11 protein-coding genes are annotated in these 14560 nt (G+C 61.8%); all 11 read left to right on the forward strand.

The window, feature by feature from the left end:
- Positions 1-9 precede the first annotated feature (9 nt).
- The 11 genes from JY96_RS03775 (at position 10) to JY96_RS03825 (ending at position 14461) form a co-directional block, all read left to right on the forward strand.
- Positions 10-1878: a PAS domain-containing sensor histidine kinase gene (locus JY96_RS03775; protein ID WP_052162110.1), complete on the forward strand. Its 1869-nt coding sequence runs from the start codon at positions 10-12 to the stop codon at positions 1876-1878.
- Positions 1875-3392 (forward strand): sigma-54 dependent transcriptional regulator, encoded by a 1518-nt coding sequence (locus JY96_RS03780; protein ID WP_035035074.1) that lies wholly within the window; start codon positions 1875-1877, stop codon positions 3390-3392. The genes JY96_RS03775 and JY96_RS03780 overlap by 4 nt, the downstream gene beginning before the upstream one ends.
- Positions 3393-3398: 6 nt before the next feature.
- Positions 3399-4040, forward strand: coding sequence for a 1,6-anhydro-N-acetylmuramyl-L-alanine amidase AmpD (gene ampD / locus JY96_RS03785; protein WP_052162111.1), 642 nt, complete (start codon positions 3399-3401; stop codon positions 4038-4040).
- 296 nt (positions 4041-4336) lie between these two features.
- Positions 4337-7195: a ribonucleoside-diphosphate reductase subunit alpha gene (locus JY96_RS03790; protein WP_235334022.1), complete on the forward strand. Its 2859-nt coding sequence runs from the start codon at positions 4337-4339 to the stop codon at positions 7193-7195.
- A gap of 270 nt (positions 7196-7465) precedes the next feature.
- A complete protein-coding gene (locus JY96_RS03795) occupies positions 7466-8680 on the forward strand; it encodes a ribonucleotide-diphosphate reductase subunit beta (protein WP_035041094.1) in 1215 nt (404 codons plus the stop codon).
- A 159-nt stretch (positions 8681-8839) separates the two neighbouring features.
- Complete coding sequence (locus JY96_RS03800) at positions 8840-9301, forward strand: histone H1-like DNA-binding protein (protein WP_035035079.1); 462 nt, start codon at positions 8840-8842, stop codon at positions 9299-9301.
- A 95-nt stretch (positions 9302-9396) separates the two neighbouring features.
- Complete coding sequence (locus JY96_RS03805) at positions 9397-9744, forward strand: DUF167 domain-containing protein (protein WP_081961018.1); 348 nt, start codon at positions 9397-9399, stop codon at positions 9742-9744.
- Between the two features lie 146 nt (positions 9745-9890).
- Entirely contained in the window at positions 9891-10082 is a 192-nt protein-coding gene (locus tag JY96_RS03810) for a hypothetical protein (RefSeq protein ID WP_035035081.1), read from the forward strand.
- 97 nt (positions 10083-10179) lie between these two features.
- A complete protein-coding gene (ettA, locus tag JY96_RS03815; RefSeq protein WP_035035083.1) occupies positions 10180-11844 on the forward strand; it encodes an energy-dependent translational throttle protein EttA in 1665 nt (554 codons plus the stop codon).
- Between the two features lie 325 nt (positions 11845-12169).
- Complete coding sequence (locus tag JY96_RS03820; RefSeq protein ID WP_235333842.1) at positions 12170-13195, forward strand: hypothetical protein; 1026 nt, start codon at positions 12170-12172, stop codon at positions 13193-13195.
- 231 nt (positions 13196-13426) lie between these two features.
- Complete coding sequence (locus JY96_RS03825) at positions 13427-14461, forward strand: putative solute-binding protein (protein WP_035041102.1); 1035 nt, start codon at positions 13427-13429, stop codon at positions 14459-14461.
- Positions 14462-14560: the final 99 nt, after the last annotated feature.

Genomic DNA, 14560 nt, shown 5'->3' on the forward strand with positions numbered 1-14560 from the left:
AGCGCATCCATGTCATCTTCCAGAGACTCTCACGTATCCTGGTTTGGCGAGCCCCCGGTCGCCGGCACCACCGCGTGGGCTGAGCAGGGCGCCACAGAAGCGGCGTTCGCAGACAGCACGCAACTCAACGCCAGCCCGCCGCCCAGCGCCGGCAAAACCAGCGCAGCCACCAGTGAAGCCACCACCGGCGACGCCAATCGGCCATCTTTCCACCGCATTTACCGGGCGTTTCTGACGGCCCGCTTCGCGCTGGCGGTGGTGCTGCTGGGCCTGGTCATCGGCTACTGGGCCCTGGGCAACCACCCTGCTTTGTGGATGGTGGTGTCCACGATGGGGTATGCGATCGCCACGTTATCGCTGCTGATCTGGCCCAGCCATGCCCAGGCCACCCGCCCGGATCTGCAATCGCTCAAGCCACGTGAAGCCATCGCGAGCGTGGGGGTCGACCTCGCGTTTTTCGCGGCCATGCACTACCTCAGCGGCAACACCCTGAACTCGCAGGCCCTGCTGGTGCTGCCGGTGCTCATGGCAGCCGTGCTCATGCCGCGCATCCTGGCGCTGGGCGTCGCCGCGGCAGCCACACTCAACCTGCTGGGCGCGGCCTTGCTGCAAGGTCAGGTCAGCGGCAACCTCACTTCCTTGCTGGCCCAGGCGGGCCTGACTGGTTTTGGTCTGTTTGCGATTGCCGCACTGGCCAGCGAGTTGTCAGCCCGGCTGGCCAAGGAAGAACGCAGCGCCCGAGGCAGCCTCGAACTGGCCCGGCAGCAAGCCCAGCTCAACCGCCTGGTGATCGAGGAAATGAGCGAAGGCGTGATGGTGGTTGACCGCCAGGGGCGCGTGCGCACGGCCAACCCGGCGGCTCGCCGCCTGCTGGCGGCACAGGGCCTGGTATCCCCCGCCCCATTTCAACTGCGCGGTGTCCCGTCGTGGGCCGCCCTGATCAACGCCGTCGAAAAGGCACTGGGTAATCCTCAAAGGGCGGAGGACGGGCAGGAGGTCAAACTCCAGTTCGACGACCAGACCCAACGCGAACTACGCCTGCGCGTGCGCTTCACCAAGGGCAAAGGCGGGCGCACATCGGAAGACATGTGCGTGATGCTCCTGGAGGATCTGCGCGCCGTCCGTGCCCGCCAGCGGCAGGACAAACTCGCGGCCATGGGGCGCATGTCGGCCGGCATCGCACACGAGATCCGCAACCCGCTGGCGGCCATCTCGCAGGCCAATGCCCTGCTGGCCGAAGACGCCGCCACCCCCACCCAGAAAAAGCTGACCCAACTGGTGACTGACAACGTCGCCCGCCTCAAGCACATCATCGACGACATCCTGGCGGTTGCACCGGGCGTGCGCCCACCGGCCCCCGCCATCGACCCGATCGAAACCATTGTGGCCATCTGCAACGACTGGCGCAGCACGCAAGGGTTGGCCCTTGGCGAAGACAGCCTGCTGGACATCGACACCTCGGGTTGCCAGCGAGCACCCACCTACCCACACCTCAAGATCCGCTTCGAACCAGAGCACCTCCAGCGCGTACTGGTCAACCTGCTGGACAACGCCTTGCGCTACAACACGGGCGAGCCTGGTGCGATCAACGTCAGCCTGCGCTGGATGCCCTCTGCGGACCCGGCCGGCCTGCTGATGCTGTCGGTGTCCAATGACGGTGAGCCGGTTTCGGCCGACACCGAGCGCTCCTTGTTCGAGCCCTTCTTTTCCACACGCAGCAGGGGCACCGGGCTGGGCCTGTATATTTGCCGTGAACTGTGCGAGCGACATGGTGCCAACATCGATTACCGCCTGCACCCGCCGCCTGTTCGACACCGCAACGAGTTCTTCGTGACGGTGCCTGTTGAACCCAACGGCCTGCCCCATCAGACAGCATGAGCACCCCCACCCACCATCGCCTGCTTGTCGTGGATGACGAACCCGATCTGCGCACGCTGTACGAACTCACCTTGCTGCGCGAAGGTTATGACATCGAAACTGCGGGCTGCGTCGAAGACGCCCGGCTGCTGCTGGCCGAACACCGCTTCAGCGCGGTGATCACCGACATGCGCCTGCCCGATGGCACCGGTCTGGACATCCTCAAGCAGCTGGAGTCTGAAGGCCGCCCGGAAAAAGCCATCGTGATCACGGCCTATGGTTCCGCGGAAAACGCGGTCAGCGCCCTGAAGGCCGGGGCCTACGACTACCTGACCAAACCGGTCGATCTCAAACAGTTCCGCGCCGTCATTGCCTCGGCCCTGAACAACGAAGCACCGCCGGGCGTACAAGAGCCCATTCAGGGCGCGCCTGCGAATGCCACCGCCCACACTGCGGCCCCCAGCGAAAAAAGCCGCTCGGCCCTGGCTCGGCTGGCCGGCAACAGCCCCTGCATGCAGCAGGTGCGGGTCTTGATCGACAAGGTCTCGCGCAGCATGGCCCCCGTGCTGCTGTGGGGCGAATCGGGCACCGGCAAGGAACTGGTGGCACGCGCCATCCACGATGTCAGCAACCGCGCCTCGCAGCCCTTCATCGCGGTCAACTGCGGCGCCATCCCTGAACAGCTGCTGGAAGCCGAGTTCTTCGGCTTTCGCAAAGGCGCCTTCACCGGCGCCACTGAAGAACGCGAAGGCTTCTTCCAGGCCGCCAACGGTGGCACCCTGTTCCTGGACGAAATCGGTGACCTGCCGCTGGCCATGCAATCCAAGCTGCTGCGCGCAATCCAGGAGCGGGCCGTGCGGGCCGTGGGCGCCACGCAGGAAGTGCAGGTGGATGTGCGCATCGTCAGCGCATCCCACAAGGACTTGCAAGCCGAAGTCCATGCCGGGCGCTTCCGCCAGGACTTGTTCTACCGCCTCAATGTCATCCAGATCACCTTGCCCGCCTTGAGGGAAAGGCTCGAAGACCTGCCGCTGCTGAGCCAGCGCATTCTGGAGCGCATTGCGCACGAGTCCGGCATGACGGGCGTGCCGCAATTGAGCCTGGCCGCGCAATCGGCCCTGCTCAGCCACCGATTCCCTGGCAATGTGCGCGAGCTTGAAAACCTCCTGCACCGCGCGGTGGCCCTGAGCACCCAGCACATCCTGGAGCCCGAGGACCTGGGCCTGGCCACACCCGCCCCCTCGCTGGAAAAGATCGAGGTGGAGGTGGCCGCCCCGATCCACGCCCCCGGCGTTTCACCAGCCGAAGCCCCGCTCCCGACGGACCTGGTTGCGCACCTTGACCAGATCGAGCGCGACATCCTGGTGCAGGCACTGGAAAAGCACAGGCTCAACCGCACGGCAGCTGGCGCAAGCCTGGGCTTGTCCTTGCGCCAGATGCGCTACCGCATGGCGCGCCTCGGCGTGCAGGTGAGCGACCAGGGCGTGGTGCTGGGCGAGCGCTTCGACCCGGACACCGACACCGATCAAGCTTGAGCGCCCATGGGCCACACACCTGACCACACCGACGGCACCGCCAACGCCAGCCCTCACCTCTGGCGCAACGGCTGGTATGCAGCCGCGCGCCAGGTGCCTTCGCCCAACTTTGGTCCGCGCCCCGAACAGGCCCGCATCACGCTGGCCGTGATCCACTCGATCAGCCTGCCACCAGGCGAGTACGGCGGCAGCGAGATCGAGCAACTGTTCACCAACCAGCTGGACTGGAGCGCCCACCCCTACTTCGAACAGATCCGCGGCGCGGAGGTCTCGGCGCATTTCGTGATCCGCCGCGACGGCGAGATCGTGCAGTTCGTGTCGGTGGATGACCGGGCATGGCATGCGGGCCGTTCAAGCTGGTTGGGTCTGGACAACTGCAATGACTACAGCGTGGGCATCGAGCTGGAAGGCCTGGAAGACACGCCGTTCGAACCCGCGCAATACACCGCCTTGGCCACCCTGATTGATGCGCTCAAACAACGTTGCCCCATCGACCAGATCGCGGGCCACGAACACATCGCCCCAGGCCGCAAACGTGACCCGGGCAAGGCCTTTGACTGGGCCCATCTGCAGCAGTTGACAGACTGGCCCGCAGCCCATCTCGCGGGCCTTTGCACCCAGACGCCAGGCACGGCACACGACGCCTAACCGCCTGGCGCTCGGCTGTCATGCCGACTTCCCCCATTGGCGATTTCCCTTGTTTTTCCCCCTGTTCGCGGGGTGGGGGCAAAAAGGCGTTATAGTCACGGCCAGACACTACAGGTAGTGCTTCACGGCACCCAAAACACCAGATATAGTGTCCTCCGCAGTTGGCAGTTGTGATCGCAACTGCCTGATTTCAACAGGCCAGACACCGCATCCAAGCGCGTGATCGGCCTGGCGATCCTGAAGGGAATTCCATGCAAACGTCCACGCCCAGCACCATGCCCACCCCCGCTTCTGTCATGCCCGGCGCCGCCGCGGTGGCAGTCGAGCCGCGTCAGTCCGCGTACTCCGCCTATCAGATCATCCGACGCAATGGTGCGGTCGTCTCGTTCGAACCCAGCAAGATCGCCGTCGCCCTGATGAAGGCCTTTCTGGCCGTGCACGGCACGCAAGGCGCCGCATCGGCCTCCGTGCGCGAAACCGTTGACGGCCTGACCGAAATGGTCGTGCGCGGCCTGCTGCGCTCGCGTCCAAGCGGCGGCACCTTCCACATCGAAGACATCCAGGATCAGGTCGAGCTGTCCCTGATGCGCGGTGGCCATCATGAAATCGCCCGCGCTTATGTGCTGTACCGAGAGCGTCGCGCACAGGAGCGCGCCAAGCAAGCGGATGCACAGCAAGCCGCCGCCCTGCCCACCCTGACCGTGATCGACCGCGGTCAACGCGTCCCGCTGGACCTGGCCCGCCTGCAAGCGCTCATCGTGGAAGCCTGCTCGGGCCTGGGCGATGACGTCAAGGCCGCCCCCATCCTGGCCGAGACCCAACGCAACCTGTATGACGGCGTCTCGATCGACGAGGTCTACAAGGCCGCCATCCTGGCCGCCCGCACCCGCATCGAGCACGACCCGGCCTACACCCGAGCCACCGCCCGCCTGCTGCAGCACACCATCCGCCGCGAGATCCTCGGTGAAGAAGTGACCCACGCTGAAATGGCCACGCGCTACGCCGACTACTTCCCCACTTTCATCAAGAAGGGCGTGGAAGCCGAACTGCTGGACGAGCGCATGCAGCAGTTCGACCTGGCCCGACTGGGTGCCGCTCTTAAATATGAGCGCGACCTGAACTTCGACTACCTCGGCCTGCAGACCCTGTACGACCGCTACTTCCTGCACCACAACGGTCAGCGCATTGAAATGCCCCAGGCGTTCTTCATGCGCGTGGCCATGGGCCTGGCCCTCAACGAAATCGACCGCGAAGCCCGCGCCATCGAGTTCTATGAACTGCTGTCGTCCTTCGATTTCATGTCGTCGACGCCCACGCTGTTCAACTCCGGCACCCGTCGCTCGCAGCTGTCGAGCTGCTACCTGACCACGGTCCCTGACGACCTCGACGGCATCTACGAAGCCATCAAGGAAAACGCCCTGCTGTCCAAGTTCGCTGGCGGCCTGGGCAACGACTGGACCCCGGTGCGCGCCCTGGGTTCGCACATCAAGGGCACCAACGGCAAGTCGCAAGGCGTCGTCCCCTTCCTGAAGGTGGTCAACGACACCGCCGTGGCCGTGAACCAGGGCGGCAAGCGCAAGGGCGCCGTCTGCGCTTATCTCGAGTCCTGGCACCTGGACGTGGAAGAATTCCTCGAACTGCGCAAGAACACCGGTGACGACCGTCGTCGCACCCACGACATGAACACGGCCAACTGGATCCCCGACCTGTTCATGCGCCGCGTGATGGAAGGTGGCGACTGGACCCTGTTCTCGCCCGCCACCTGCCCTGATCTGCACGACAAGTTCGGCAAGGCATTCGAAGAGGCCTACACCGCCTACGAAGCCAAGGCCGACCGCGGCGAGATCAAGCTCTTCAAGCGCGTGAAGGCCACCGACATGTGGCGCCGCATGCTGTCGATGCTGTTCGAAACCGGTCACCCCTGGATCACCTTCAAGGACGCCTGCAACGTGCGCTCGCCGCAGCAGCACGTGGGCGTGGTGCACTCCTCGAACCTGTGCACCGAGATCACCCTGAACACCAACGGTGGCGAAATCGCCGTGTGCAACCTGGGCTCGGTCAACCTGGCACAGCACATCAAGGACGGCGCCATCGACCAGGAGAAGGTCAAGAAGACGGTGAAGACGGCGATGCGCATGCTCGACAACGTCATCGACATCAACTACTACGCCGTCAAGAAGGCCCGCGACTCCAACCTGCGCCACCGCCCCGTCGGCCTGGGCATCATGGGCTTCCAGGATGCGCTCTATCAATTGCGCACGCCTTACGCCAGCCAGGAAGCGATTGAATTTGCCGATCGCTCGATGGAAGCTGTCTGCTACTACGCCTACTGGGCCTCGACCGAATTGGCCGAAGAGCGCGGCCGCTACAGCAGCTACCGCGGCTCGCTGTGGGACCGCGGCATCCTGCCGATCGACTCGCTCAAGCTGCTGGCCGAACAACGCGGTGGCTACGTTGAAGTCGACACCTCGACCTCGATGGACTGGGATGCCCTGCGTGCTCGCATCGCGATGTTCGGCATGCGCAACTCCAACTGCGTGGCCATCGCCCCGACCGCGACCATCTCCAACATCATTGGTGTGGATGCGTCGATCGAGCCTTGCTTCGGCAACCTGTCGGTGAAGTCCAACCTGTCGGGCGAGTTCACCGTGGTCAACGAGTACCTGGTGCGCGATCTGAAGAAGCTCGGCCTGTGGGACGACGTCATGGTCATGGACCTCAAGCACTTCGACGGTTCGCTGCGCCGCATCGACCGCGTGCCTGAAGACCTCAAGAACCTGTACGCCACCGCATTCGAAGTTGAACCGGTGTGGCTGGTTGAAGCGGCATCGCGTCGCCAGAAGTGGATCGACCAGGCTCAGTCGCTCAATATCTATATGGCGGGCGCATCGGGCAAGAAGCTGGATGAGACCTACAAGCTGGCATGGCTGCGCGGTCTCAAGACCACCTACTACCTGCGCACCGTTGGCGCCACGCATGCCGAGAAGTCGACGGTCTCGCGCGGTCAGCTCAATGCCGTGTCGAACATGGTGGGCGGCAGCATGAACGCTGCACCGCAGCAAGCTGCAGCACCTGTTGAAGCAGCACCTGCAGAGCCCGCAACCGACATCAAGTTCTGCTCGATCGACAACCCCGATTGCGAAGCTTGCCAATGATCGGCACGTGCTCATGATTGAAGACCATCAGTGATCATCATCAATCGATCAGACCTTCAACATGGGCACCATCACAAGGCCTCGTCATCTCATCAAAGGTGCGAGGTCTTGTTCAACTGATGGTTTGAACTGAGCTTCAAAACATACTCAATCGATGCCTTCTTGATGTTTTCGATGCAAGCCCGCAACAACCACGAGGCTTTGATGTCAAGAAGTGCTTGGTGTTTTTAACAACACCCTTTCATAATCCGACTCCATAGGATGTTCACCATGCTGGTCTGGGAAGACGACTCCTCCAAATCATCTTCAACGCCAATCGGTTCTGTGCCCTCTTCGCTCGGCGATGCACGGAACACGGCCTCGTCACCTCTCGCGACCGGCCTGGCAAGCGTTGCATCCAGCACCCCGAGTGCCCACACCATGTCTGCCTCCACGCCCACACCCGCAGCCACCACCGGTGGCTCGACGCGTCGTGTGAACGTGGCCGACAAGCGCATCATCAACGGTCAGACCGACGTCAACCAACTGGTGCCGTTCAAGTACAAGTGGGCCTGGGAAAAGTATCTGGCCACCTGCGCCAACCACTGGATGCCACAAGAAGTGAACATGTCTCGCGACATCGCCTTGTGGAAGGACCCCAATGGTTTGAGCGAAGACGAGCGTCGCATCATCAAGCGCAACCTCGGCTTCTTTGTCACCGCTGACTCGCTGGCCGCCAACAACATCGTGCTGGGCACCTACCGCCACATCACCGCGCCCGAGTGCCGCCAGTTCCTGCTGCGCCAGGCTTTTGAAGAAGCCATCCACACCCACGCCTACCAATACATCGTGGAATCATTGGGCCTGGATGAATCAGAGATCTTCAACGCGTACCACGAAGTTCAATCCATCCGCGACAAGGACGAGTTCCTGCTTCCCTTCATCGAAGCAATCATGGACCCGAACTTCCACACCGGCACACAAGAAACCGATCAGACCTTGCTGAAGTCGCTGATCGTGTTCGCCTGCCTGATGGAAGGTCTGTTCTTCTACGTGGGCTTCACCCAGATCCTGGCGCTGGGTCGCCAGAACAAGATGACCGGCGCCGCCGAGCAGTATCAATACATCCTGCGCGATGAATCGATGCACTGCAATTTCGGTATCGACCTCATCAACCAGCTCAAATTGGAAAACCCGCATCTGTGGACTGCGCAATTCAAGGCAGAAATCAAGGCGCTTTTCATTAAAGCTGTGGAACTGGAATACCGATACGCTGAAGACACGATGCCGCGTGGTGTGCTGGGCCTGAACGCGTCCATGTTCAAGGGTTACCTGCGCTACATCGCCAACCGTCGTGCCACGCAAATTGGTCTGGAAGAGTTGTTCCCCAATGAAGAGAACCCCTTCCCGTGGATGAGTGAAATGATTGACCTGAAGAAGGAACGCAACTTCTTCGAGACCCGAGTTATTGAATACCAGTCGGGCGGTGCCCTGTCCTGGGATTGATCGCGAGCCGCAAAGAGCACGAGGATCCACCCCGGATATGTCCACCCGACCTACCCCATTCATCACACCGCGCTCAGATCCTAGGGGGCGATGGGTGATGGATCCCTGTACTGCAATCCGCAGTGCAGTGCTCTTTGCAACTTGATCAAGGAGATCCGTATGGCAACTGCGAAAAAAGTGGCAGCTAAGAAAGCCGCCCCGGCCAAGAAGGCCGCTGTGAAGAAGGCTGCGCCCGCCAAGAAGGCCGCCGTGAAGAAGGCCCCTGCCAAGAAGGCAGCAGTGAAGAAGGCAGCACCCGCCAAGAAGGCCGCTGTCAAGAAGGCTGCACCCGCCAAAAAGGCAGCAGTGAAGAAGGCCGCACCGGCCAAGAAAGCTGCCGTCAAGAAGGCTGCGCCCAAAAAGGCAGCTGTGAAGAAGGCTGCACCGAAGAAGGCTGCCGTCAAGAAGGCTGCACCGGCTAAAAAGGCTGCTGCCAAGAAGGCGCCTGCCAAAAAGGCCGCTGCCAAGAAGCCTGCTCCCGCCAAGCCTGCCCCTGCCCCAAAAAAGGCAGCTGCACCGGCCGCAAAGACCACGCTGAGCCCTCAAGCCGCGTGGCCTTTCCCGACGGGCAACAAGCCCTGATTCACTCACCGTGAATCAGCATCAGTGATCAACTGATGTTCCCCAACCCGGCTACGGCCGGGTTTTTCTTTTGTCGATGTGCACCTGCCCCAGACATGAGCACCAACGCCCCCAAGCCAGCCTCATCATGGCCCTGTCTTCGCATTGACGGCAAAGGCAAGGCTCAACGCACCGTGCTCGATATCAGCGTCTCGCCCAACGCCAAGAAGACAGAACTGGTGGGTTGGCACGATGGCGCACTGCGCGTCCGGCTGGCGGCGCCACCCGTGGATGGCGCCGCCAACGATGCATTGCGCAAATGGCTGGCGCAGGAAATGGGCATCCCTCAAAACCAGGTGACCTTGCTGCGAGGCGCATCAGGGCGAAGAAAGCAATGGGCACTGGACATCCCCGCCGAACAAGTCGAGGCCTGGCTGGCCAGTCAAACCACATTGCAAAACTGACCCCCGCATCCCGGCGACCCGCTTTCATCACCCCTTAATCGAGCGCTACCCTATCGTGGGGGACAGGGCTACAGTGCCTGCATGCCTGCAGCGTCTCGCCCCTCGCTCGGCAAAGACAGTACTGATGGGGGCAGGAGAGCCAGGCCATGTCGCAACACAACACCCCTGAACCCAGCCAGACCCAACTGCAAGAGGTTCAAGCCGCCCTGTTCAACCTGCGCGATGGCCTGATGAACCTGAAGATGTCCCTGCAGGAACTGGCCTTCATGACCGACGAAACCGCCCAGCGCGAAGCCATGGCCGAGGCCGAAAACCTGATCATGCGCCTGCGGGGCTGAATACCCGCGGATAAACGCACCGAAAAAACGTAAAGGGCCGCAGCTTGCCTTAAGCTACGCGGTTTGATCCAAGTTACTCGCATCAAGCGAGCGCGCCATGGCCCAGTACGTTTTCACAATGAACCGCGTCGGGAAGATTGTTCCCCCGAAGCGTCAGATCCTCAAAGACATCACCCTGAGTTTCTTCCCGGGCGCCAAGATCGGCGTGCTGGGGGTGAACGGCTCCGGCAAGTCCACCTTCCTGAAGATCATGGCAGGGGTGGACAAGGACATCGAGGGTGAAGCCGTCCCGATGCCCGGCATCAAGATCGGCTACCTGCCCCAGGAACCCCAACTCAACCCCGAACAAACCGTTCGCGAGGCTGTTGAAGAAGGCATTGGCGGCGTGCTCGCAGCCAAGAAGCGCCTGGACGAGGTGTACGCTGCCTATGCCGAACCCGATGCCGACTTCGATGCGCTGGCCGCAGAACAAGGCGAGCTCGAAGCCATCATCGCCGCCGGCGGCTCCGAGAACACCGATCTGCAACTGGAGCTCGCTGCCGACGCGTTGCGCCTGCCCGCATGGGATGCCGTGATCGGCAACCTGTCCGGCGGTGAAAAGCGCCGCGTGGCCTTGTGCCGCCTGCTGCTGTCCAAGCCCGACATGCTGCTGCTCGACGAACCCACCAACCACTTGGACGCCGAGTCCGTGGACTGGCTGGAACAGTTCCTCAGCCGCTTCTCCGGCACCGTGGTGGCCATCACCCACGACCGCTACTTCCTGGACAACGCGGCCGAGTGGATCCTCGAACTCGACCGTGGCGCAGGCCACCCCTACAAGGGCAACTACTCCGATTGGCTGGAAGCCAAGGAGAAGCGCCTGGAGCAGGAACAAAAGACCGAAGACGCCCGCGCCAAGGCCCTGAAGCAGGAACTGGAATGGGTGCGCAAGAACACCAAGGGTCGCCAGGCCAAGTCCAAGGCTCGCCTGGCACGCTTTGAAGAACTGAGCGACGTCGAATACCAGAAGCGCAACGAGACGAACGAAATCTTCATCCCTGTGGCCGAGCGCCTGGGCAATGAAGTCATCGAGTTCAAGAACGTCACCAAGTCCTTTGGTGATCGCTGCCTGATCGACAACCTGAGCTTCAAGGTGCCTGCTGGCGCCATCGTCGGCATCATCGGCCCCAACGGCGCGGGTAAATCCACACTGTTCCGCATGATCCAGGGCGTCGAGAAGCCAGACAGCGGCGAAGTTGTGATCGGCAAGACCGCACAACTGGCCTTCGTGGATCAGAGCCGTGAAGGCCTGGCAGCCGACAACACGGTGTGGCAGGACGTCTCGGGCGGGCTGGACAACATCGTCGTGGGCAAGTTCGTCATGCCTTCGCGCGCCTACATCGGCCGCTTCAACTTCAAGGGCAACGACCAGCAGAAACTGGTGGGCAACCTGTCTGGTGGTGAACGTGGCCGCCTGCACCTGGCCAAGACACTGGCTCAGGGCGGCAACGTGCTGATGCTCGACGAACCCTCCAACGACCTGGACGTCGAAACCCTGCGCGCATTGGAAGACGCCCTGCTGGAGTTCGCCGGCAGCGCCATGATCATCTCCCACGATCGCTGGTTCCTGGATCGCATCTGCACGCACATCCTGGCGTGCGAAGGCGACTCGCAATGGTTCTTCTATGACGGCAACTACCAGGAGTACGAAGCCGACAAGAAGAAGCGCCTGGGCGAAGAAGGTGCCCGCCCCAAGCGTGTGCGCTTCAAGCCCATTCGCTGATACGCATTGCGCACCGCCATCAAGGCCCGTCATCGACGGGCCTTTTTTATTCACTTTCGCTTGCCATTCGGGGGCTATCCCTAGGGTTTCCAACAGAAGGGCCACCCCCTGCGGGGGCTAGAATTTCGTGGAATTTTTGGCATTGGCAGATGCGCCCAAAGTGCCCTGGCAACAGCCAGGCACACGATGGATTCAGGGACCCGGGACGAGGTTTGCCACGTGACAAATGGACCTTGCCCCACGCCCTTGAAGGACGTCGGCCACAACACACCGGCCCTGGCCCCGAAGCCGGTGAACACTGATGATTCTTGTTGGAGACTTGTTGATGACCTCTCGGATTACCCGCCTGCTCACGTCGACCGTGCTGGCCATTTCGGCGATGACCATGGGTGGCTGCGCCCTGATCGAATCCAACGTGAGCGGCACGACCCTCAGCATCCTGGAGGACGGCTTCACCCCCCCCACGCTGCAAATGCGTGACGTGGAAATGGCCTGCAACTTCGCCACGGTCAACGGCCCGCTGGTTGGCGCTGCGCGCAATTTCTACGGTGACCCTTCGCTGATGGAAACCGTGCTGATGTCTTCGGCTGGCGTGTGCTCCGAGAACCAGGCGATCGCCGAAGAAATGCGCTACATGCGCGCAGCCCGCGAGAAGCGTGCCGACGAAGCCCAGGATGCACGTATCGCCCAGAAGCGCTTGCTGGCCGTCGCGGCCGAACGCCAGTACACGGCCTTCTACCGCATGCGGACCAAGATGGAGCAGAAGTACTTCATCAAGTACGGCTCCGAGTGCCCACGCTTCAAGCGTGACTTCGACGAACTGGTCTACCTGCTGGGCTCGGTGGCCGGCCTGCAAGCCATGCAGAACGACATCGCTGCTCAACAGACCGTGGGCGTGCCCACCGACACCGCCCCGCTGGTCGAGAAAGCTTTGAAGTGCCTGGACAACGCCAAGTGGTGGGGTGCCCCCAATGCAGCCCGCGCTGCGGTGTGGAGCATCATCCCTGGCGGCGGCGAAGGCAAGGACATCAAGGGCACCTTTGATACCTCGATGAAACTGGGTGAAGCCGCCGGCGTCCGCCTGTCGCACGTGATGGCCGCTGTGGCCGCCCAATCGGTGGACGACAAGACCGCCGTGCGTGAGACCATCAAGCGCTTCACGGCCAACAAGGACTTCAAGGCCAACCCTGAATACCGCCTGATCGATGCGATTGCCCAATCGCAGATGATCAATGTCTCGGACCGCATGTGGACACAGGCCACCGGCACCCGTACACCGATCGGCAGCCTGGGCAAGTTCTGGGATGAGAAAGCCGGTGGCGACATCGATGCAGACAGCTTCCTGAAGTGATCCGCATCGATAAACGCTAGGTAAAACCCCAAGGGAATTCCCTTCCCCCGTGTGTGTGGGTGGGGGTTTACCTCAAGAAACCTTCAACCAGATATAGTTACAAAGCTAACGATCCAGACCACCGCAAGTGGTCGCTTTCAAGTGCCGAAAATCGGCAAAGCTCAGGGGTCCCGTCAATGGGCCCCTGACTTTTTTTGGTATCGAGGAGACATCATGAAGTTGGTCAAGAAAATGAGCCAAACCAGCCTGGCCGTGCTGGTTGCCATGGGTGCAATGACATCTGCCCAGGCTGCTCAAAAAGTTTGCGTTTACGACTTGCTGGGCACTGCTGGCGACCTCTTCAACATGGCCAAGGATTACGCCGTGGCGATGCAAAAGTTCGGTGGCAACATCGAACTCAAGGGCTATACCGATGAGCGCGTGGCCTCGGAAGACTTCCGTACCGGCCAATGCGACGGTGTGATCGCCACCGCATTCCGCACGCGCCAGTTCAACCCCGTGGCCGGCTCGATCGACACGCTGGGCGCCACCACCATCGTCAAGGACGGCAAGATCGACATCGCCGCCAGCTACGACGTGGTCCGCAAGATCATCCAGACCTATGCATCGCCTGCAGCAGCCAAGCTGATGGTTGAAGGCAACTATGAAATCGGCGGCATCACACCGCTGGGCGCCGCCTACCCCGTGCTCAATGATCGCAAGATCAACACCGTGGAAGCCCTGGCCGGCAAGCGCATTGCCTCGTTCGACTACGACAAGGCCCAGGCCGTGATGATCCAGCGCATTGGTGCGCAGCCGATCTCCGCCGACATCACCAACTTCTCGACCAAGTTCAACAACGGCGCCGTGGACATGATCGCGGCACCCACACTGGCCTACAAGCCGCTGGAGCTCTACAAGGGCATTGGCAAGACGGGTGCCATCACGCGCTTCCCGATCATGATCCTGACCTACCAGGTCGTGCTCAACAAGACCAAGTTCCCCGAAGGTTTCGGCGAGAAGTCCCGCGAATACTGGGCCAGCCAGTTCGATCGCTCCATGCAGCTGATCAAGCAGGCCGACGCCAGCATCCCGCCCGGCACCTGGATGGAACTGAGCGCCGAGAATTCCTACAAATACACCTTGATGCTGCGTGAATCGCGCATCGATATCGCGCAAAAGGGCTTGTACGACAAGCGCGGTCTGAAGGTCATCAAGAAAATCCGCTGCAACGTGAACCCGGCTGACCCCGAGTGCACCACCAAGTCGGAAGAAGACTGGAAGTAAGCCAGCAGTGACGGGTTCCCCCCCGTCACGTCGTACTGCTGATACCGCCGAGGGGCCTGCAGGCCCCTCCCCCTTTGACTGCTGGTCGTGATGGCCAGC

Source organism: Aquabacterium sp. NJ1 (genome assembly GCF_000768065.1).
Lineage (GTDB): Bacteria > Pseudomonadota > Gammaproteobacteria > Burkholderiales > Burkholderiaceae_C > Aquabacterium.

Bases quoted from the DNA above. Each gene is read 5' to 3' on its own strand.
- ettA (WP_035035083.1), top strand. From the start codon at position 10,180: ATGGCCCAGTACGTTTTCACAATGAACCGCGTCGGGAAGATTGTTCCC.
- JY96_RS03780 (WP_035035074.1), top strand. From the start codon at position 1,875: ATGAGCACCCCCACCCACCATCGCCTGCTTGTCGTGGATGACGAACCC.
- ampD (WP_052162111.1), top strand. From the start codon at position 3,399: ATGGGCCACACACCTGACCACACCGACGGCACCGCCAACGCCAGCCCT.
- JY96_RS03825 (WP_035041102.1), top strand. From the start codon at position 13,427: ATGAGCCAAACCAGCCTGGCCGTGCTGGTTGCCATGGGTGCAATGACA.
- JY96_RS03790 (WP_235334022.1), top strand. From the start codon at position 4,337: ATGCCCGGCGCCGCCGCGGTGGCAGTCGAGCCGCGTCAGTCCGCGTAC.
- JY96_RS03820 (WP_235333842.1), top strand. From the start codon at position 12,170: ATGACCTCTCGGATTACCCGCCTGCTCACGTCGACCGTGCTGGCCATT.
- JY96_RS03800 (WP_035035079.1), top strand. From the start codon at position 8,840: ATGGCAACTGCGAAAAAAGTGGCAGCTAAGAAAGCCGCCCCGGCCAAG.
- JY96_RS03810 (WP_035035081.1), top strand. From the start codon at position 9,891: ATGTCGCAACACAACACCCCTGAACCCAGCCAGACCCAACTGCAAGAG.
- JY96_RS03805 (WP_081961018.1), top strand. From the start codon at position 9,397: ATGAGCACCAACGCCCCCAAGCCAGCCTCATCATGGCCCTGTCTTCGC.
- JY96_RS03775 (WP_052162110.1), top strand. From the start codon at position 10: ATGTCATCTTCCAGAGACTCTCACGTATCCTGGTTTGGCGAGCCCCCG.
- JY96_RS03795 (WP_035041094.1), top strand. From the start codon at position 7,466: ATGCTGGTCTGGGAAGACGACTCCTCCAAATCATCTTCAACGCCAATC.